This is a genomic window from Halomonas almeriensis (assembly GCF_030409235.1).
Taxonomy (GTDB): domain Bacteria; phylum Pseudomonadota; class Gammaproteobacteria; order Pseudomonadales; family Halomonadaceae; genus Halomonas; species Halomonas almeriensis.
In genome coordinates this window covers 23,726-40,620 of the sequence record NZ_JAUFPO010000009.1, presented here as the reverse complement: position 1 = coordinate 40,620, position 16,895 = coordinate 23,726, and the positions used below count along the sequence as shown (strand labels likewise).

Here is a 16,895-nt window from a genome sequence, read left to right as displayed (position 1 = left end):
GAACACCTATCAGGCTGCCAAACGGATACTCGGTACTGAAACCTGCTCCCCGTCACCGGGAAGCAGTGCGGCCGGGCCGCTTATTTCGAGTACAGCTCGACGATCAGGTTTTCGTTGATGTCGGCAGACAGGTCACCGCGTTCAGGCAGGGCCTTGAATGTGCCTTCCATCTTCTTGGCATCCGTCTCGACCCAGCTCACATCACCACGGTTGGCCGCGATGGCCAGGGCATTCTGGATGCGGGCCTGGTTCTTGGCCTTCTCGCGGACGGAGACCACGTCACCCGGCTTGACCTTGTAGGACGCCACATTGACGCTTCGGCCATTGACCGCGATCGCCTTGTGGCTGACCAGCTGACGCGCCTCGGAACGCGTGGCGCCGAAGCCCATGCGATAGACGACGTTGTCCAGTCGGGATTCCAGCAGCTGCAACAGCACTTCACCGGTAGCGCCCTTCTGACGGGCCGCTTCCTTGTAGTAGTTGCGGAACTGCTTTTCGAGTACGCCATACATGCGGCGGACTTTCTGCTTCTCGCGAAGCTGCGAGCCGTATTCGGAAATACGCTGACGGCGCTGGCCGTGCACACCCGGGATCTGCTCGGATTTGCACTTCTTCTCGAAGGGAGTCACACCGCTCTTCAGAAAGAGGTCGGTGCCTTCACGACGAGACAGCTTGCACTTCGGTCCAATATAACGAGCCATGAATCTGTCTCCTTAAACGCGGCGTTTCTTCGGCGGACGGCAGCCATTGTGGGGAATGGGCGTCGCGTCGGTGATGCTTTGCACGCGGAAGCCGGCGGCATTCAGTGCACGCACGGCGGATTCACGGCCAGGACCGGGGCCTTTGACCAGCACGTCGACGTTTTTCACACCATAATCGGCTGCAGCAGTTGCTGCACGTTCACTTGCCACTTGAGCAGCGAACGGGGTGCTCTTGCGAGAACCACGAAAACCCGAACCACCGGCAGTCGCCCATGACAGAGCGTTGCCCTGGCGGTCTGTGATCGTAATGATCGTGTTGTTAAAAGAGGCGTGGATATGCGCAACCGCATCCACTACCTGCTTTTTAACCTTTTTACGGTTGCTACGCGGGTTAGCCATGTTGATGTCTATTCCTGTCGTTACGCCAGAACGTGCGTGTTATTTGCGGATCGGCTTGCGCGGGCCCTTGCGGGTACGCGCATTGGTCTTGGTACGCTGACCGTTCAGCGGAAGACCACGACGATGACGCAGACCACGATAGCAACCCAGGTCCATGAGGCGCTTGATGTTAAGCGTCACTTCACGACGTAGATCGCCTTCAACGGTATGCTTGCCGACCTCGGCGCGCAGGGTGTCAACCTCTTCAGAAGACAGTTCCTGCACCTTGGCGGTCGGAGCGATGCCAGCCGCCACACAGATATCCTGTGCAGTGGTGTGGCCAATCCCGAAGATGTAGGTCAGCGAGATCGCCGCTTGCTTGTTGTCCGGGATATTGACGCCTGCAATACGGGCCATCAGCTTACTCCGAAATTTGAGCGGCTTGCTCGTTGGATCATCTTTAAAAGGCGCAACAGCATACCCCTTTTCCCGCTACAGGGCAAGGGGCATGCCGGCACCCGGTTCATCACAGCCCAGGGGTTCAGCCCTGGCGCTGCTTGTGCCGCGGCTCGCTGCAGATGACGCGCACGGCGCCATTGCGACGAATAATCTTGCACTTGCGGCACATTTTCTTTACAGAAGCTCGAACTTTCATGTTCTTTCTCCAGATTCGGCTTGTGGCGCGCCGGGTCATCCGGCTACGCCATCAGCGCATGACACCACCGCTGCCATAGCCTTTCAGGTTCGACTTCTTCATCACCGACTCGTACTGATTCGACATGAGGTGCGACTGCACCTGGGCCATGAAGTCCATGACCACCACCACCACGATCAGCAGCGAGGTACCGCCAAAGAAGAACGGCACGTTCCACGCCACGATCAGGAACTGGGGCATCAGGGAAACCGCAGTGATGTAGAGAGCACCGAACAAGGTCAGACGGGTCATGACCTTGTCGACATAGCGAGCGGTCTGCTCGCCGGGGCGAATACCCGGCAGAAAAGCCCCCGACTTCTTGAGGTTGTCGGCGACATCCTTGGGATTGAAGACCAGCGCTGTGTAAAAGAAGCAGAAGAATACCACCGCTGCAGCGAAAAGCAAGATGTAAAGTGGCTGCCCCGGGGCCAGAGCCTGGGAAGCCCGTTGCAACCACTCCATGCCATCGCCGGCGCCAACCCACTGGCCCAGCGACGCCGGGAACAACAGAATGCTCGAGGCAAAGATCGCGGGTATGACACCCGCCATATTGACCTTCAGCGGCAGATAGCTGCTCTGTCCGGCGTACATCTTGTTGCCGACCTGGCGCCGCGGGTAGTTCACCGTGAGGCGGCGCTGGCCGCGCTCGATGAAGACGATGAACGCCACTGTGGCGATGCCCAGCGCGGAAAGGGCCAGCAGCGGCAGGACGTTCCAAGCACCTTCATTGCGTGCCAGCTCGAACGCCTGGCCGATAGCTCCCGGGAAGCCGGCCACGATACCCGCGAAGATCAGCAGAGAAATCCCGTTGCCGATCCCCTTCTCGGTGATCTGCTCACCCAGCCACATCAGGAACACCGCACCGCAGACAAAGGTCACGATGGCGGTGAAATAGAAGCTGAAATCAGCCGTGTAGGCGATACCCTGGCTGGCCAGACCGACGGACATGCCGGAAGCCTGGATGAACGCCAGCAGTACCGTGCCATAGCGGGTGTACTGACTGATCTTGCGGCGGCCGGCCTCGCCCTCTTTCTTCAGCTGCTCGAGCTGAGGCGAGACGGCCGTCAGCAGCTGCATGATGATCGACGCCGAGATGTAGGGCATGATGCCCAGCGCGAGGATACTCATGCGCTCCAGGGCACCGCCCGAGAACATGTTGAACATGCCCAGGATGGTGCCCTGCTGCTCCCTGAACAAGGCAGCAAGCTGGTCAGGATTGATACCGGGGACGGGAATGTGGGCACCGATACGGTAGACCACGATGGCGAGGAGCACAAAGCGCAGACGCGCCCACAGTTCACTCAGACCGCTGCCCTTCGCCGGCATGTTTCCTGACTTGGCCATTTAGTCCTCTACTTTGCCGCCGGCGGCTTCGATCGCAGCACGGGCACCCTTGGTGACCTTGAGGCCGCGGACCGTAACCGCCTTGTTCAGATCGCCGGAAAGGATGACCTTGGCATGCTTGGTGGCATCCTTGAGCACGTTGGCTTGCTTGAGGCTTTCCAGGGTGACCTCGCCACCCTCGACCCGGCCGAGTTCGGCCAGACGGACTTCCTCGGAAACCATCGCCTTGGCGGAGGTGAAACCAAACTTCGGCAGGCGACGCTGCAACGGCATCTGACCGCCTTCGAAGCCTGGCTTCACGCTGCCACCGCTGCGCGACTTGAGGCCCTTGTGACCGCGGCCACCGGTCTTGCCCAGACCGGAGCCCACGCCACGACCAACGCGCTTCTCGGCGTGCTTGGAGCCCGGTGCCGGGCTCAGGCTATTGAGTTTCATGGATTACTCTCCCTCAACACGCACAAGGTAGTTGACCTTGTGGATCATGCCGCGCACGGCGGGGGTGTCTTCCAGTTGAACCGTGTGACCGATGCGACGCAGGCCGAGGCCTTTCATGGTGGCCTTGTGCTTGGCCACCACGCCGATGGTACTGCGGGTCTGGGTAACCTTGATCGTTGCTGACATGGTACTTACCCCGTGATCGCTTCGACTGACAGACCGCGCTTGGCGGCCACGTCTTCCGGCGAACGCTGTGCGGCCAGACCATTGACGGTCGCACGCACCACATTCACCGGGTTAGTGGAGCCATAGCACTTGGCCAGGACGTCGTGGACGCCAGCCAGCTCGAGCACGGAACGCATGGCACCGCCAGCAATGATCCCGGTACCTTCGGACGCCGGCTGCATGTAGACCTTGGACGCACCGTGGCGTGCCTTGACGGAATACTGCAGGGTTTGGCCCGAGAGATTGACCTTGACCATGTTGCGACGCGCCTGGTCCATGGCCTTCTGAATCGCCACCGGGACCTCACGTGCCTTGCCGCGGCCGAAGCCGACACGGCCCTTACCGTCGCCCACGACAGTCAGTGCGGTGAAGCCGAAGATACGACCTCCCTTGACCACCTTGGCGACACGGTTGACCTGCACGAGCTTTTCTTGCAGATCGCCGTCTTGCTGTTCGTTCTTCGCCATCGTAAAACCCTTTAGAATTCCAGGCCGCCTTCACGAGCGGCGTCGGCCAGGGCCTTGACGCGACCGTGGTACTTGAACCCGGCACGATCGAAAGCCACTTGGGTGATGCCTGCCTGCTTGGCGCGCTCGGCAATCATGGAGCCGACCTGGGTCGCAGCGTCGACATTGCCAGTCGTTCCCTCGCGCAGGGCCTTGTCCAGCGTAGAAGCGCTGGCGAGCACCTTGCCACCATCAGGCGAGATAATCTGCGCGTAGATGTGGCGCGGGGTACGATTGACGCACAGGCGATACACGCCCTGCTCGCGGATCTTGGCACGAGCGCGGCGGGCACGACGGAGACGAGATTCTTTCTTCGCGTTCATAACCCTGCCTTACTTCTTCTTGGCTTCTTTGCGGCGGACAACCTCGTCGCCATACCGAATACCCTTGCCCTTGTAGGGCTCGGGCGGACGGAAGGCGCGGATTTCCGCGGCAACCTGGCCGAGCTTCTGCTTGTCCGCGCTCTTCAGCACGATGGTGGTGTTCTTCGGCGTTTCGGCCGTGACACCCTCGGGCAGTTGATACTCGACCGGGTGGGAGAAGCCCAGTGTCAGGTTGAGCGTCTGGCCACTCGCTTGTGCACGATAACCGACGCCGTTGATTTCGAGGGACCGGCTGAAGCCCTCTGACACGCCCGTGACCAGGTTCTGAACCAGTGCACGGGTGGTGCCGACCATTGCCCAGCTCTTGGCGGACTCGCTCGGCTGGAATGTCAGCTGACCGTCTTCCTGGCCGAGGGCCACATCGGAATGGACCGTCATGGACATTTCGCCCTGACTTCCTTTCACGGACAGCTGATCACCGTCGAGCTTGACCTCGACGCCGCTAGGCAGTTTAACCGGATATTTGGCTACGCGGGACATTCCAAACTCCTAGAATACGGTGCAGATGACTTCGCCACCGACACCAGCCTGACGAGCCGCACGGTCGGTCATCACCCCGTTGGAGGTGGTGACGATCGCGATACCCAGACCATCGGCAACCTTGGGCAGGGAGTCCTTGCCTTTGTAGTTGCGCAGAGACGGCTTGGAGACCCGCTGCAGATGTTCGATGACCGGCTTGCCTTCGAAGTACTTGAGGGTCACGCTCAATTCCGGCTTGGCGGAATCACTAACGGCATAGTCAGCCACGAAACCTTCTTCCTTCAGCACGCGGGCCACCTCGACCTTGAGCTTGGAGGACGGCATGGAAACCGTCTCCTTGGTGGCCATCTGCGCATTGCGAATACGGGTACACATATCCGCTAGAGTGTCTTGCATGCTCATTTACGTTGCGCTCCTGATGATTCTGCGTGGCGTTACCAGCTGGACTTCTTGAGGCCAGGGACGTCGCCACGCATGGCGGCTTCACGCAGCTTGTTACGGGCAAGGCCAAACTTGTTGTAGTAGCCGTGCGGACGACCGGTGATGCTGCAACGGTTCGTCTGGCGAACCGGGCTTGAATCACGCGGCAACTGTTGCAACTTGAGCTGTGCGTCGAAGCGCTCTTCGTCAGAGGCGTTCACGTCGTGGATAACCGCCTTGAGTGCAGCGCGCTTGGCAGCATACTTGGCCACCAGCTTGGTGCGCTTTTCCTCACGTTCTACCATGCTCTTCTTAGCCATGATCCCACCCTTATTTCTTGAACGGGAAGTTCAGTGCACTCAGCAGTGCACGACCTTCTTCGTCGGTGTTGGCAGAGGTGGTGATGGTGACATCCAGACCACGGACCTGATCGATCTTATCATACTCGATCTCCGGGAAGATGATCTGCTCACGCACCCCCATGGAATAGTTACCACGGCCGTCGAAGGACTTCGGGTTGAGACCACGGAAGTCACGAACACGGGGGATCGCGATATTCACCAAGCGATCGAGGAAGTCCCACATGCGCTCGCGACGCAGGGTGACCTTGATCCCGATCGGCCAGCTTTCACGCACCTTGAAGCCCGCGATGGACTTGCGTGCCTTGGTCACCAGCGGCTTTTGCCCGGAAAGCTTCTCCAGGTCGCCGATGGCATTGTCGATCAGCTTCTTGTCACTGATCGCGTCGCCGATGCCCATGTTCAGAGTCACCTTGGTGATCCGGGGCACCTGCATAACGTTGGCGTAGCTGAACTGCTCTTGCAGCTGAGCTGCCACCTCGTTTTGATAACGTTCTTTCAAGTTCGCCATTTTGCTACCCGACTCGCGTTAAGCGTCGATCTGCGCTTGCGTCGACTTGTAGATACGTACCTTAGTACCGTCATCCTGAACCTGGAAGCCGACGCGATCCGCCTTGCCGGTCTCCTGATTGAAGATGGCAACGTTGGACGCGTGAATCGGAGCTTCGCGCTCGACGATACCGCCCTGATTGCCCGCCATGGGATTCGGCTTGGTGTGACGCTTGATCATGTTCACACCGGACACCACATAGCGTTCGTCCTTGAGGACGCGCTTGACGGTGCCGCGCTTGCCTTTGTCCTTACCGGCGATGACGATAACTTCGTCGTCACGTTTGATCTTTTGCATATCCGCCTCGCTCCTTACAGCACTTCAGGCGCCAAGGAAATGATCTTCATGAACTTCTCGTTGCGAAGCTCACGGGTCACCGGACCAAAGATCCGGGTACCGACCGGCTGCTCGTTGATGTTGTTCAACAAGACGGCCGCATTTCCATCGAAGCGAATCAGCGAGCCGTCATTACGACGGACGCCACTACGGGTGCGGACCACCACTGCCTTGAGGACCTGGCCCTTCTTGACCCGACCTCGCGGAATGGCTTCCTTCACCGTGATCTTGATGATGTCACCAACGCGGGCATAACGGCGGTGAGAACCACCCAGCACCTTGATGCACTGCACCCGGCGCGCCCCGCTGTTGTCGGCGACATCCAGCATTGTCTGAGTCTGAATCATCGGTTTTCTCCAAACCTAATCTGACTGCGCAGGCTTGACTGGCGTGAGCCGATCAACCCTTGGCCTGTTCGACGACTTCGACCAGTGTCCAAGCCTTGTTCTTGGACAGCGGACGGCACTCCTCGATGGACACCGTGTCGCCGGCCTTGGCCTGGTTGGTCTCGTCATGGGCGTGCAGCTTGGTGGAGCGCTTGACGTATTTGCCATAGATCGGGTGGCGCTCACGACGCTCGATCATGACCACGATGGACTTGTCCATCTTGTCGCTCACCACCTTGCCGGTGAGCGTACGTGTGTTATTTGCTTCGGCCATCTCAGACACCTGCCTTCTCGTTGAGCACAGTCTTCACACGGGCAATATCCCGACGAACCTGCTTGAGCAGATGAGTCTGGCTCAACTGGCCGGTGGCCTTCTGCATCCGCAGGTTGAACTGCTCGCGGAGGAGTTCAAAGAGCTGCTCCTGGAGCTGTTCGGCTGACTTGTCGCGAATTTCCTGGGCTTTCATCACATCACCGTCCGTTTCACAAAGGTGGTGGAGACCGGGAACTTCTGCGCTGCAAGGCCAAATGCCTCGCGTGCCAGCTCCTCGGATACGCCTTCGATCTCGTACAGGACACGGCCGGGTTGGATCTGTGCGACCCAGTACTCGACAGAGCCCTTGCCTTTACCCATACGGACTTCCAACGGCTTCTTGGAAATCGGCTTGTCGGGGAAGACACGGATCCAGATCTTGCCGCCACGCTTGACGTGGCGATTGATCGCACGGCGACCAGCCTCGATCTGGCGGGCAGTGACACGGCCACGACCAGTGGCCTTGAGACCGTACTCGCCGAAGCTTACCTTGTTGCCGCGCTGTGCCAGGCCGCGATTACGGCCTTTCTGCACCTTGCGGTACTTGAGACGCTTAGGTTGTAACATCGATTCGCTCTCCCCTTACTTGGAACCTTTCTTCTTGGAGGGCGCGTTCTGGCCTTGCGTCTGCTTGGCCTTGGCGCGGACCTCCTCAATGCCCCCGAGGATTTCACCCTTGAAGACCCAGACCTTGACACCGATGATGCCGTAGGTGGTCTGGGCCTCATGGGCGGCGTAGTCGATGTCCGCGCGCAGGGTATGCAGCGGCACGCGGCCCTCGCGGTACCACTCGTTACGAGCGATTTCGGCACCGCCGAGACGACCGGACAGCTCAACCTTGATACCGCCGGCACCCAGGCGCATGGCGTTCTGCACGGAACGCTTCATGGCGCGCCGGAACATGACACGGCGTTCGAGCTGGCCGGCAATGTTCTGGGCGACGAGCTTGGCATCGAGCTCCGGCTTGCGAACTTCCTCGATGTTGACGTGCACGGGCACGCCCATCATCTCGGTGAGCTCGCGCCGCAGCTTGTCGACATCCTCACCCTTCTTGCCGATCACGATCCCCGGACGCGCCGTGTGGATGGTGATGCGAGCATTGTTGGCAGGACGCTCGATGATGATGTGACTGACAGACGCGTTCTGCAGACGCTTCTCGAGGAAACTACGCACCTCGAGATCGTTTACCAGCTTCTCGGCATAGGCGCCGCGCTCGGCATACCAGACCGAGGTATGGTCTTTGACGATACCCAGGCGGATGCCTGTTGGATTGACTTTCTGACCCATCTGGTCGACTCCTACTTCTCGGCTACCTTGACGGTGATGTGGCAGGTGCGCTTCAGGATACGGTCCGCAGAGCCCTTGGCCCGCGGCCGAATGCGCTTGAGCGTCATGCCCTCATCGACGCAGATGGTCGAGACACGCAGCTCGTCGATATCCATGCCGTTGTTTTCTTCCGCATTCGCGATGGCGGACTGCAGCACCTTCTTGACCAGCTTGGAGGCCTTCTTCGGTGAGAAGGTCAGCTGATCGAGTGCCTCGGCGACAGGTTTACCGCGCACCTGGTCAGCCACCAAACGGGCCTTCTGGGCGGATAAACGAGCGCCACGCAGCTTAGCTGTGACTTCCATCTCTAATCCTCTCTCGGCTTACCGTTTGGCTTTCTTGTCCGCCGCATGACCGCGATAAGTGCGGGTGGCAGCGAATTCGCCCAGCTTGTGGCCAACCATTTCCTCGGAGACGTGCACCGGGACGTGTTGGCGACCGTTATGGACTGCAATGGTGAGCCCGACCATGTTGGGCAGGATCATCGAACGACGCGACCAGGTCTTGATGGGTTTGCGGTCGTTCTTTTCCGCTGCAGCCTCAACCTTCTTCAACAGGTGAAGGTCAATAAAAGGACCTTTCTTCAGTGAACGTGGCACAGCCGTTACCTCTTGATGTCTTGGCGTGGGATCTTATTTCCGTGCCTTGCGGCGACGGACGATCAGCTTGTCGGTGCGCTTGTTCTTGCGGGTCTTGTGGCCCTTGGTGGGCATACCCCAGGGAGACACCGGATGACGACCACCGCTGGTGCGGCCTTCACCACCACCGTGCGGGTGATCCACCGGGTTCATGGCCACACCACGAACAGTCGGACGCGCGCCTCTCCAGCGCTTCGCACCGGCCTTGCCAAGCTGACGCAGGCTGTGCTCGGTGTTACTCACTTCACCCAGGGTGGCACGGCACTCGGACAGCACCTTGCGCATCTCGCCGGAACGCAGACGCAGCGTGGCGTAGCTGCCTTCACGTGCCACCAGCTGCGCGCTGGTACCGGCGCTGCGAGCGAGCTGGGCACCCTTGCCGGGCTTGAGCTCGATGCAATGCACCGTGGAACCCAACGGAATATTACGCAGCGGGAGGGTATTGCCCTTCTTGATCGGCGCGTTCACACCGGACTCGAGACGGTCGCCGTCCTTCACGCCACGCGGGGCGATGATATAGCGACGCTCGCCATCGGAGTACTTGAGCAGCGCGATGTGAGCGCTGCGGTTCGGGTCGTGTTCCAGGCGCTCGACGGTGGCCGGAATGCCATCCTTGGTGCGCTTGAAATCGATGATCCGATAATGCTGACGGTGACCACCACCCGTGTGACGGGTCGTGATACGACCGTGGTTGTTACGCCCACCGGACTTGGACTGCTTTTCCAGCAAGGGCGCGTAGGCGCGACCCTTGTACAGCCCCTCGCCGACGATCTTGACGACGTGGCGACGACCGGCGGATGTGGGTTTTGTCTTGACGATTGCCATGATCCGTACTCCTGCCCTTATTCGGCGCCAGAGAAGTCTTCAAGCGTTTCGCCGGCAGCCAGAGTGACATATGCCTTGCGATAACCCTTGCGCTGACCGAGACCGTTCGCGCTGCGCTTGGTCTTGCCCTTGATGTTCAGCACCTGAACGCTGTCGACTTTCTTGCCGAAGAGTTCCTGTACTGCCACCTTGATTTCGGGCTTGGTCGCATCGTCCGCCACCTTGAACACATACTGGTTGCGCTCGGCAGCCATGGCGGCCTTTTCGGTCACGTGCGGACCCAGCAGGACCTTGAATACACGTTCCTGGTTCATGCCAGCTTCTCCTCGAATTGGCGCAGTGCGGAGACGGTGACCAGCACCTTGTCGAAGGCGACCAGGCTCACCGGATCGGCGGCAGCGACGTCCACGACATCCACATTGGGGATGTTGCGAGCGGCGAGGTAGAGATTCTCGTCAACTTCTTCAGTGACGATCAGCACCTTTTCCAGGTTCAGCTCGCCCAGCTTGGCAGCCAGCTGCTTGGTCTTGGGGCTGTCGACGGCAAAGCTGTCGACGGCGACCAGACGCTCCTGACGAACCAGTTCGGACAGGATCGAGCGCATGGCGGCGCGATACATCTTACGGTTGACCTTTTGCGAGTGGTCCTGGGGACGCGCTGCAAAGGTCACACCACCGGCGCGCCAGATCGGCGAGCGGATGGTGCCGGCGCGGGCACGGCCGGTGCCCTTCTGGCGCCACGGCTTCTTGCCGCCGCCACGAACGTCGGAGCGGTTCTTCTGAGCACGAGTACCCTGACGACCACCGGCCAGATAGGCGGTGACGACCTGGTGCACCAGTGCCTCATTGAAATCCTTGGCGAAGGTAACATCGGACACTTCGATGGTGCCGGCACCGGCGCCTGCGAGATTCAGATTCATCGGTTAACTCCCCCTCAGCCTGCTTTGACGGCGGTGCGCACGACCACATCGCTGCCGGTGGCACCGGGTACGGCACCCTTGACCAGCAACAGATTGCGCTCGGCATCGACACGGACGACTTCCAGGGTGTAGACGGTGCAACGGGCATTGCCCATCTGACCGGCCATCTTCTTGCCCTTGAACACGCGACCCGGGGTCTGGCACATGCCGATGGAACCCGGTGCACGGTGGGCCAGGGAGTTACCGTGGCTGTTGTCCTGGGTATGGAAATTCCAGCGCTTCACGGCGCCTTGATAACCTTTACCCTTGGAGGTACCGGTCACGTCGACACGCTGACCAGCTTCAAAGAGGGATACGGTGATTTCGCCGCCCACCTGCGGAGCCTCGGCGCCATCTTCCAGGCGGAACTCCATCAGCGAACGACCGGCCTCGACACCTGCCTTGGCGAACTCGCCCGCCTGGGCTTTCGTCAGGTGCTTGGCCTTGCGGGAGCCGGTTGTAACCTGTACGGCCGCGTAGCCGTCGGATTCGACGGACTTGACACGCGTCACGCGATTGGGCTCAACCTCGATAACGGTCACGGGCACGGAGGCGCCGTCTTCGGTGAAGACACGGGTCATCCCGGCCTTCTTACCGACCAAACCGATAGTCATGCTTAGTCTCCTTTAGTGTACGGGGCTATCACCCGCTATGGCTGCCCTTTCCAGAGCATTCCACTAGCACGTTGTATAACGCCATCCCGGCGTGGCGGCTGCTGAACCTCTGCATTGCAGGTGAGGGACGCTGGGCCGCGAGTGTCTAGTGAGGTGGTCAGTCGAGCTTGATCTGCACGTCCACGCCGGCGGCGAGGTCGAGCTTCATCAGTGCGTCAACGGTTTTTTCGGTCGGCTCGACAATGTCGAGCACGCGCTTGTGAGTACGAATTTCGTACTGGTCACGAGCATCCTTGTTCACGTGCGGGGAAACCAGCACGGTGTAACGCTCGCGATTGGTCGGCAGTGGGATCGGACCCCGAACCTGGGCGCCGGTACGCTTGGCGGTATCCACGATCTCCGCAGCGGACTGGTCGATCAGGCGATGGTCAAAAGCCTTCAACCGAATGCGAATCTTCTGGTTCTGCATTTGCCCTAAACTCCAATGGATCTTGACGGCGCGAGCCGTCAACCCACGCATTCAAAGGATGCGCATTATAGGCAGCCAGATTGCGAGAGTCAATCCCTCAATCTGGTGCGCAAGAAAGGGGGCCCCTTGCGGAGCCCCCTTCGGTCGATCGCGGGTAAGCGAGCTTACTCGACGATCTTGGCCACGACACCGGCGCCGACGGTACGACCGCCTTCACGCACGGCGAAGCGCAGGCCGTCATCCATGGCGACCGGAGCGATCAGGGTCACGACCATCTTGACGTTATCGCCCGGCATGACCATCTCGATGCCTTCCGGCAGTTCACAGGTACCGGTGATGTCAGTGGTACGGAAGTAGAACTGCGGACGATAGCCCTTGAAGAACGGCGTGTGACGACCACCCTCGTCCTTGGACAGTACGTAGACCTCGCCCTCGAACTTGGTGTGCGGCGTGATGCTCTTCGGCTTGGCCAGGACCTGACCACGCTCGACGTCGTCACGCTTGGTACCACGCAGCAGGGCACCGATGTTCTCGCCAGCACGACCTTCGTCGAGCAGCTTGCGGAACATCTCGACACCGGTAACGGTGGTCTTGACAGTGTCCTTGATACCGACGATTTCAGCTTCGTCGCCGGCCTTGACGATGCCGCGCTCGACGCGACCGGTCACCACGGTACCGCGACCAGAGATGGAGAAGACGTCCTCGATGGGCATCAGGAACGGCTGATCGATGGCACGCTCCGGCTCCGGGATGTAAGCATCCAGAGCCTTGATCAGCTCGGCCACGGCGGTGGTGCCCATGCCGTTGTCATCCTTGCCTTCCAGCGCCATCAGAGCGGAGCCGGTGATAATCGGCAGGTCGTCGCCCGGGAAGTCGTACTCGCTCAGGAGCTCACGGACTTCCATCTCGACCAGCTCGAGCAGCTCTTCGTCGTCGACCATGTCGGCCTTGTTCAGGAACACGACGACGGACGGCACGCCGACCTGACGAGACAGCAGGATGTGCTCGCGAGTCTGCGGCATGGGGCCGTCGGCAGCGGAACAGACCAGGATGGCGCCATCCATTTGGGCAGCACCGGTGATCATGTTCTTGACGTAGTCGGCGTGACCCGGGCAGTCGACGTGTGCGTAGTGGCGCACTTCGGACTGATACTCGACGTGTGCGGTTGCGATGGTGATACCACGCTCACGCTCTTCCGGAGCGTTGTCGATGGAATCAAACGCACGGGCGTCACCGCCGAAGACTTCAGCGGACACACGAGTCAGGGCCGCAGTCAGCGTGGTCTTGCCATGGTCGACGTGACCGATGGTGCCGACGTTGACGTGCGTTTTGGAACGTTCGAATTTTTCCTTAGCCACTGCTATGACCTCTTTACGTTAGCTAACGGTTAACCGTTCTGATTGATGACGGCTTCAACGACGCTGGACGGCGCCTCTTCGTAATCCGCAAACTCCATGGTGTAGCTTGCGCGGCCCTGTGTCTGAGAGCGCAGGTCGGTTGCGTAACCGAACATCTCAGCCAGCGGCACGGTGGCGTTGATGATCTTGCCGGTCGGCGAGTCATCCATCCCATGCACCAGGCCGCGACGGCGGTTCAGGTCGCCCATGACATCACCCATGAATTCCTCGGGGGTCACGACTTCGACCTTCATAACCGGCTCCAGCAACACGGCCTTGGCCTTGGGAGCGCCTTCCTTGATCGCCATAGAAGAGGCGACCTTGAACGCGGTCTCGTTAGAGTCCACGTCATGGTAGGAACCGTCGAACAGCGTAACCTTGACGTCAATCATCGGGTAGCCCGCGATGACACCGTTCTGAAGCTGCTCATAGGCCCCTTTCTCGACAGCGGGGACGTATTCCTTGGGAACCACGCCGCCGACGATTTCTGAGGCGAACTTGAAGTTCATCTCTTCGTCTTCGCCCTTGTCCTCGGCTGTCAGCGGCTCGATGCGCACGTACACATGACCGTACTGACCGCGACCACCGGACTGGCGGACGAACTTGCCTTCCTGCTCGACACTGTGGCGGATGGTTTCACGGTAGGCCACCTGGGGCTTACCAATGTTGGCATCCACCTTGAACTCGCGACGCAGGCGATCAACGATGATGTCCAGGTGCAGCTCACCCATACCGGAGATGATGGTCTGCCCTGTTTCCTCGTCGGTCTTGACCTGGAAGGACGGGTCCTCCTGGGCCAGCTTGCCGAGGGCCGTGCCCATCTTTTCCTGATCGGGCTTGGACTTGGGCTCGACGGCCACGGAAATCACCGGATCCGGAAACTCCATGCGCTCGAGAACGATCTTGTCGGTCAGGTCGCACAGGGTGTCACCCGTGGTAACGTCCTTCAGGCCGATACAGGCAGCGATGTCGCCGGCCAGCACTTCTTTGATCTCCTCGCGGGAGTTGGAGTGCATCTGGACGATACGGCCGACACGCTCCTTCTTCTGCTTGACGGAGTTGAAGACGCTGTCACCGGATTTCAGCACACCGGAGTAGACGCGGATGAAGGTCAGGGTGCCCACGTAGGGGTCGGTGGCGATCTTGAACGCCAGAGCAGCGAAGGGCGCCTTGTCGTCGGCCTCACGGGTCGCAACAGTGCCTTCCTTGTCGTCCAGCTCACCCTCGATGGCCTTGACCTCGGTGGGAGACGGCATGTACTCGATAACGCCGTCCAGAACCGCCTGCACGCCCTTGTTCTTGAACGCGGAGCCGCAGGTCACGAGGACGATCTCGTTGTCGAGGGTACGACGACGCAGACCGGCCTTGATGTCTTCAACGGACAGGTCACCTTCTTCGAGGTACTTGTCCATCAACTCTTCGGAGGCTTCTGCCGCCGACTCGACCATGTGCTCGCGGTATTCTTGGGCCTTGTCCTGCAGGTCGGCCGGAATATCCACCAAGTCATAGTTCATGCCGAAGTTGGCTTCATCCCAGAGGACGGCCTTCATCTGGATAAGGTCGATAACGCCCTTGAAGCCGTCTTCGGCGCCCCAGTTGAGCTGAATCGGCACAACATTGGCACCCAGCTTGGTCTTCAGCTGGTCGAGCACCATGAAGTAGTCGGCACCGGCACGGTCCATCTTGTTGACGAAAACCATGCGGGGTACTTCGTACTTGTTGGCCTGGCGCCATACGGTCTCGGTCTGCGGCTGCACACCGGACGAGCCGCACAGCACCACGACGGCACCGTCGAGCACACGCAGCGAACGCTCGACCTCGATAGTGAAGTCGACGTGCCCCGGAGTGTCGATGATGTTGATGCGGTGCTCATCGAACTGCTTGTTCATGCCCTGCCAGAAGCAGGTCGTTGCAGCGGAGGTGATCGTGATGCCACGCTCCTGTTCCTGCTGCATCCAGTCCATGGTGGCGGCGCCATCATGGACCTCACCGACCTTGTGCGAAAGGCCGGTGTAAAACAGCACACGCTCGGTAGTCGTCGTCTTGCCGGCGTCGACGTGAGCCACGATACCGATATTACGGTAACGATTTAGCGGAGTCTTGCGAGCCACGATGGAACTCCCATTGGTTGGCGATGCGGATGAGAAGCGCTGGGCTTAGAACCGATAGTGAGAGAAGGCCTTGTTGGCTTCTGCCATACGGTGCACATCTTCGCGCTTCTTGACGGCCGAACCTTTGCCTTCGGCGGCATCCAGCATCTCACCAGCCAGACGCTGCACCATGGTCTTTTCGCCACGGCGCCGAGCAGCATCCACCATCCAGCGCATGGCCAGCGCCTGACGGCGGGACGGACGTACTTCGACCGGCACCTGATAGGTAGCCCCGCCAACACGACGCGACTTGACCTCGACCATGGGCTGAATGGTTTCCAGCGCCTTGTCGAAGACTTCCAGCGGCTCTTCCTTGCTACGATCGGCAACCCTGTCCAGCGCACCATAAACAATGCGCTCGGCTACGGACTTCTTGCCGCTGACCATCAGGTGGTTCATGAACTTCGCCAGGCGCTCGCTTCCGAACTTGGGATCCGGGAGGATTTCGCGCTTGGCAGCAACTCTTCTTCTAGGCATGATAAGCCCTCGCTGAAGGGTCCTTCAGGTAAACCCGAGACGACCATCTGGCGCTCGACCTTACTCTTATCAGACCGTGACTAGGTATCTCTCTACGGCCGGAGCCGGGGCGCACGAAGCCTGTATCAGGCCTTCGGACGCTTGGTGCCGTACTTCGAACGGCCCTTCTTGCGGTTCTGCACGCCGGACGTATCCAGGGCGCCACGGACGGTGTGATAGCGCACACCCGGCAGGTCTTTGACCCGGCCGCCGCGAATCAGGACCACAGAGTGTTCCTGCAGGTTGTGACCTTCACCGCCGATGTAGGAAGCGACTTCGTAACCGTTGGTCAGGCGCACACGGCAGACCTTACGCAGGGCCGAGTTTGGCTTCTTCGGGGTGGTGGTATAGACGCGGGTACAGACACCGCGCTTTTGTGGGCAAGCCTGCAGCGCAGGCACGTCGCTCTTGGCGGCCTGACGCTTGCGCGGCTTGCGCACGAGCTGATTGATCGTTGCCATCTATTACTCCAAATGGGTTGCCTTGGGCGGA

Annotated in this window: 30 protein-coding genes; all 30 read right to left on the bottom strand. The window is 60.0% G+C overall.

Going from position 1 to position 16,895, the window contains the following annotated elements; translation table 11 throughout:
- Positions 1-80: 80 nt before the first annotated feature.
- Positions 81-701: a 30S ribosomal protein S4 gene (gene rpsD / locus QWY74_RS07045; protein WP_264824347.1), complete on the bottom strand. Its 621-nt coding sequence runs from the start codon at positions 699-701 to the stop codon at positions 81-83.
- Positions 702-713: 12 nt separating this feature from the next.
- A complete protein-coding gene (gene rpsK / locus QWY74_RS07040; protein WP_141320932.1) occupies positions 714-1,100 on the bottom strand; it encodes a 30S ribosomal protein S11 in 387 nt (128 codons plus the stop codon).
- A 39-nt stretch (positions 1,101-1,139) separates the two neighbouring features.
- Complete coding sequence (rpsM, locus tag QWY74_RS07035; RefSeq protein ID WP_264824348.1) at positions 1,140-1,496, bottom strand: 30S ribosomal protein S13; 357 nt, start codon at positions 1,494-1,496, stop codon at positions 1,140-1,142.
- 124 nt (positions 1,497-1,620) lie between these two features.
- Positions 1,621-1,734, bottom strand: coding sequence for a 50S ribosomal protein L36 (gene rpmJ / locus QWY74_RS07030; protein WP_141320928.1), 114 nt, complete (start codon positions 1,732-1,734; stop codon positions 1,621-1,623).
- 51 nt (positions 1,735-1,785) lie between these two features.
- Complete coding sequence (gene secY, locus QWY74_RS07025) at positions 1,786-3,117, bottom strand: preprotein translocase subunit SecY (protein WP_264824349.1); 1,332 nt, start codon at positions 3,115-3,117, stop codon at positions 1,786-1,788.
- Positions 3,118-3,552: a 50S ribosomal protein L15 gene (gene rplO / locus QWY74_RS07020; protein WP_264824350.1), complete on the bottom strand. Its 435-nt coding sequence runs from the start codon at positions 3,550-3,552 to the stop codon at positions 3,118-3,120. It abuts the gene before it with no gap.
- Between the two features lie 3 nt (positions 3,553-3,555).
- Positions 3,556-3,738 (bottom strand): 50S ribosomal protein L30, encoded by a 183-nt coding sequence (gene rpmD / locus QWY74_RS07015; protein ID WP_264824351.1) that lies wholly within the window; start codon positions 3,736-3,738, stop codon positions 3,556-3,558.
- A 5-nt stretch (positions 3,739-3,743) separates the two neighbouring features.
- On the bottom strand, positions 3,744-4,244 hold the full coding sequence (gene rpsE / locus QWY74_RS07010; protein WP_264824352.1) for a 30S ribosomal protein S5: 501 nt from the start codon (positions 4,242-4,244) through the stop codon (positions 3,744-3,746).
- Positions 4,245-4,255: 11 nt separating this feature from the next.
- Positions 4,256-4,606 carry a 50S ribosomal protein L18 gene (gene rplR, locus QWY74_RS07005; protein ID WP_264824353.1) on the bottom strand — a complete coding sequence of 117 codons (351 nt, stop codon included), beginning with the start codon at positions 4,604-4,606 and terminating at the stop codon, positions 4,256-4,258.
- Positions 4,607-4,615: 9 nt separating this feature from the next.
- Positions 4,616-5,146, bottom strand: coding sequence for a 50S ribosomal protein L6 (gene rplF / locus QWY74_RS07000; protein WP_264824354.1), 531 nt, complete (start codon positions 5,144-5,146; stop codon positions 4,616-4,618).
- Between the two features lie 9 nt (positions 5,147-5,155).
- A complete protein-coding gene (gene rpsH / locus QWY74_RS06995) occupies positions 5,156-5,548 on the bottom strand; it encodes a 30S ribosomal protein S8 (RefSeq protein WP_264824355.1) in 393 nt (130 codons plus the stop codon).
- Positions 5,549-5,580: 32 nt separating this feature from the next.
- Positions 5,581-5,886 carry a 30S ribosomal protein S14 gene (gene rpsN, locus QWY74_RS06990; protein ID WP_264824356.1) on the bottom strand — a complete coding sequence of 102 codons (306 nt, stop codon included), beginning with the start codon at positions 5,884-5,886 and terminating at the stop codon, positions 5,581-5,583.
- 10 nt (positions 5,887-5,896) lie between these two features.
- Positions 5,897-6,436 carry a 50S ribosomal protein L5 gene (rplE, locus tag QWY74_RS06985; RefSeq protein ID WP_141320910.1) on the bottom strand — a complete coding sequence of 180 codons (540 nt, stop codon included), beginning with the start codon at positions 6,434-6,436 and terminating at the stop codon, positions 5,897-5,899.
- A gap of 18 nt (positions 6,437-6,454) precedes the next feature.
- Positions 6,455-6,772 carry a 50S ribosomal protein L24 gene (rplX, locus tag QWY74_RS06980; protein WP_141320908.1) on the bottom strand — a complete coding sequence of 106 codons (318 nt, stop codon included), beginning with the start codon at positions 6,770-6,772 and terminating at the stop codon, positions 6,455-6,457.
- A gap of 14 nt (positions 6,773-6,786) precedes the next feature.
- On the bottom strand, positions 6,787-7,158 hold the full coding sequence (rplN, locus tag QWY74_RS06975; RefSeq protein WP_264824357.1) for a 50S ribosomal protein L14: 372 nt from the start codon (positions 7,156-7,158) through the stop codon (positions 6,787-6,789).
- 52 nt (positions 7,159-7,210) lie between these two features.
- A complete protein-coding gene (gene rpsQ / locus QWY74_RS06970; protein ID WP_290314037.1) occupies positions 7,211-7,471 on the bottom strand; it encodes a 30S ribosomal protein S17 in 261 nt (86 codons plus the stop codon).
- A 1-nt stretch (position 7,472) separates the two neighbouring features.
- Entirely contained in the window at positions 7,473-7,664 is a 192-nt protein-coding gene (rpmC, locus tag QWY74_RS06965) for a 50S ribosomal protein L29 (protein WP_141320904.1), read from the bottom strand.
- A complete protein-coding gene (rplP, locus tag QWY74_RS06960) occupies positions 7,664-8,077 on the bottom strand; it encodes a 50S ribosomal protein L16 (RefSeq protein ID WP_264824359.1) in 414 nt (137 codons plus the stop codon). Before rplP ends, rpmC begins: the two co-directional genes overlap by 1 nt.
- A 15-nt stretch (positions 8,078-8,092) precedes the next feature.
- The gene (gene rpsC, locus QWY74_RS06955) at positions 8,093-8,797 is read right to left on the bottom strand and encodes a 30S ribosomal protein S3 (protein WP_264824360.1); all 705 of its coding nucleotides are present in this window, start codon (positions 8,795-8,797) and stop codon (positions 8,093-8,095) included.
- A gap of 11 nt (positions 8,798-8,808) precedes the next feature.
- Positions 8,809-9,141, bottom strand: coding sequence for a 50S ribosomal protein L22 (gene rplV, locus QWY74_RS06950; protein WP_264824361.1), 333 nt, complete (start codon positions 9,139-9,141; stop codon positions 8,809-8,811).
- 18 nt (positions 9,142-9,159) lie between these two features.
- Positions 9,160-9,435 carry a 30S ribosomal protein S19 gene (gene rpsS / locus QWY74_RS06945; RefSeq protein WP_264824362.1) on the bottom strand — a complete coding sequence of 92 codons (276 nt, stop codon included), beginning with the start codon at positions 9,433-9,435 and terminating at the stop codon, positions 9,160-9,162.
- Positions 9,436-9,468: 33 nt separating this feature from the next.
- Positions 9,469-10,299: a 50S ribosomal protein L2 gene (gene rplB, locus QWY74_RS06940; RefSeq protein WP_264824363.1), complete on the bottom strand. Its 831-nt coding sequence runs from the start codon at positions 10,297-10,299 to the stop codon at positions 9,469-9,471.
- 17 nt (positions 10,300-10,316) lie between these two features.
- Positions 10,317-10,613 carry a 50S ribosomal protein L23 gene (gene rplW, locus QWY74_RS06935; protein ID WP_141320892.1) on the bottom strand — a complete coding sequence of 99 codons (297 nt, stop codon included), beginning with the start codon at positions 10,611-10,613 and terminating at the stop codon, positions 10,317-10,319.
- Entirely contained in the window at positions 10,610-11,218 is a 609-nt protein-coding gene (rplD, locus tag QWY74_RS06930; protein ID WP_141320890.1) for a 50S ribosomal protein L4, read from the bottom strand. The genes rplW and rplD overlap by 4 nt, the downstream gene beginning before the upstream one ends.
- A 14-nt stretch (positions 11,219-11,232) precedes the next feature.
- Positions 11,233-11,871, bottom strand: a complete 639-nt coding sequence (gene rplC, locus QWY74_RS06925) for a 50S ribosomal protein L3 (RefSeq protein ID WP_264824364.1) — start codon at positions 11,869-11,871, stop codon at positions 11,233-11,235.
- A 157-nt stretch (positions 11,872-12,028) separates the two neighbouring features.
- Positions 12,029-12,340 carry a 30S ribosomal protein S10 gene (gene rpsJ / locus QWY74_RS06920; RefSeq protein ID WP_089848256.1) on the bottom strand — a complete coding sequence of 104 codons (312 nt, stop codon included), beginning with the start codon at positions 12,338-12,340 and terminating at the stop codon, positions 12,029-12,031.
- 164 nt (positions 12,341-12,504) lie between these two features.
- On the bottom strand, positions 12,505-13,698 hold the full coding sequence (gene tuf, locus QWY74_RS06915) for an elongation factor Tu (protein ID WP_264824365.1): 1,194 nt from the start codon (positions 13,696-13,698) through the stop codon (positions 12,505-12,507).
- 29 nt (positions 13,699-13,727) lie between these two features.
- A complete protein-coding gene (gene fusA / locus QWY74_RS06910) occupies positions 13,728-15,848 on the bottom strand; it encodes an elongation factor G (RefSeq protein ID WP_264824366.1) in 2,121 nt (706 codons plus the stop codon).
- A gap of 45 nt (positions 15,849-15,893) precedes the next feature.
- Positions 15,894-16,364 (bottom strand): 30S ribosomal protein S7, encoded by a 471-nt coding sequence (rpsG, locus tag QWY74_RS06905; protein ID WP_264824367.1) that lies wholly within the window; start codon positions 16,362-16,364, stop codon positions 15,894-15,896.
- A gap of 125 nt (positions 16,365-16,489) precedes the next feature.
- Positions 16,490-16,864, bottom strand: a complete 375-nt coding sequence (rpsL, locus tag QWY74_RS06900; RefSeq protein WP_264824368.1) for a 30S ribosomal protein S12 — start codon at positions 16,862-16,864, stop codon at positions 16,490-16,492.
- Between the last annotated feature and the right edge of the window lie 31 nt (positions 16,865-16,895).

Coding starts and splice junctions, on each gene's coding strand:
- rplO (WP_264824350.1), bottom strand. CDS start 3,552: ATGAAACTCAATAGCCTGAGCCCGGCACCGGGCTCCAAGCACGCCGAG.
- rpsC (WP_264824360.1), bottom strand. CDS start 8,797: ATGGGTCAGAAAGTCAATCCAACAGGCATCCGCCTGGGTATCGTCAAA.
- rpsK (WP_141320932.1), bottom strand. CDS start 1,100: ATGGCTAACCCGCGTAGCAACCGTAAAAAGGTTAAAAAGCAGGTAGTG.
- rplC (WP_264824364.1), bottom strand. CDS start 11,871: ATGACTATCGGTTTGGTCGGTAAGAAGGCCGGGATGACCCGTGTCTTC.
- rpmJ (WP_141320928.1), bottom strand. CDS start 1,734: ATGAAAGTTCGAGCTTCTGTAAAGAAAATGTGCCGCAAGTGCAAGATT.
- rpmD (WP_264824351.1), bottom strand. CDS start 3,738: ATGTCAGCAACGATCAAGGTTACCCAGACCCGCAGTACCATCGGCGTG.
- rplW (WP_141320892.1), bottom strand. CDS start 10,613: ATGAACCAGGAACGTGTATTCAAGGTCCTGCTGGGTCCGCACGTGACC.
- rpsD (WP_264824347.1), bottom strand. CDS start 701: ATGGCTCGTTATATTGGACCGAAGTGCAAGCTGTCTCGTCGTGAAGGC.
- rplX (WP_141320908.1), bottom strand. CDS start 6,772: ATGCAAAAGATCAAACGTGACGACGAAGTTATCGTCATCGCCGGTAAG.
- rplR (WP_264824353.1), bottom strand. CDS start 4,606: ATGAACGCGAAGAAAGAATCTCGTCTCCGTCGTGCCCGCCGCGCTCGT.
- rplV (WP_264824361.1), bottom strand. CDS start 9,141: ATGGAAGTCACAGCTAAGCTGCGTGGCGCTCGTTTATCCGCCCAGAAG.
- rpsG (WP_264824367.1), bottom strand. CDS start 16,364: ATGCCTAGAAGAAGAGTTGCTGCCAAGCGCGAAATCCTCCCGGATCCC.
- rpsH (WP_264824355.1), bottom strand. CDS start 5,548: ATGAGCATGCAAGACACTCTAGCGGATATGTGTACCCGTATTCGCAAT.
- secY (WP_264824349.1), bottom strand. CDS start 3,117: ATGGCCAAGTCAGGAAACATGCCGGCGAAGGGCAGCGGTCTGAGTGAA.
- rpsQ (WP_290314037.1), bottom strand. CDS start 7,471: ATGGCCGAAGCAAATAACACACGTACGCTCACCGGCAAGGTGGTGAGC.
- rplN (WP_264824357.1), bottom strand. CDS start 7,158: ATGATTCAGACTCAGACAATGCTGGATGTCGCCGACAACAGCGGGGCG.
- rpsN (WP_264824356.1), bottom strand. CDS start 5,886: ATGGCTAAGAAGAGCATGGTAGAACGTGAGGAAAAGCGCACCAAGCTG.
- rpsL (WP_264824368.1), bottom strand. CDS start 16,864: ATGGCAACGATCAATCAGCTCGTGCGCAAGCCGCGCAAGCGTCAGGCC.
- rplB (WP_264824363.1), bottom strand. CDS start 10,299: ATGGCAATCGTCAAGACAAAACCCACATCCGCCGGTCGTCGCCACGTC.
- rplE (WP_141320910.1), bottom strand. CDS start 6,436: ATGGCGAACTTGAAAGAACGTTATCAAAACGAGGTGGCAGCTCAGCTG.
- rpmC (WP_141320904.1), bottom strand. CDS start 7,664: ATGAAAGCCCAGGAAATTCGCGACAAGTCAGCCGAACAGCTCCAGGAG.
- rplP (WP_264824359.1), bottom strand. CDS start 8,077: ATGTTACAACCTAAGCGTCTCAAGTACCGCAAGGTGCAGAAAGGCCGT.
- rplD (WP_141320890.1), bottom strand. CDS start 11,218: ATGAATCTGAATCTCGCAGGCGCCGGTGCCGGCACCATCGAAGTGTCC.
- rpsE (WP_264824352.1), bottom strand. CDS start 4,244: ATGGCGAAGAACGAACAGCAAGACGGCGATCTGCAAGAAAAGCTCGTG.
- rpsM (WP_264824348.1), bottom strand. CDS start 1,496: ATGGCCCGTATTGCAGGCGTCAATATCCCGGACAACAAGCAAGCGGCG.
- rplF (WP_264824354.1), bottom strand. CDS start 5,146: ATGTCCCGCGTAGCCAAATATCCGGTTAAACTGCCTAGCGGCGTCGAG.
- rpsJ (WP_089848256.1), bottom strand. CDS start 12,340: ATGCAGAACCAGAAGATTCGCATTCGGTTGAAGGCTTTTGACCATCGC.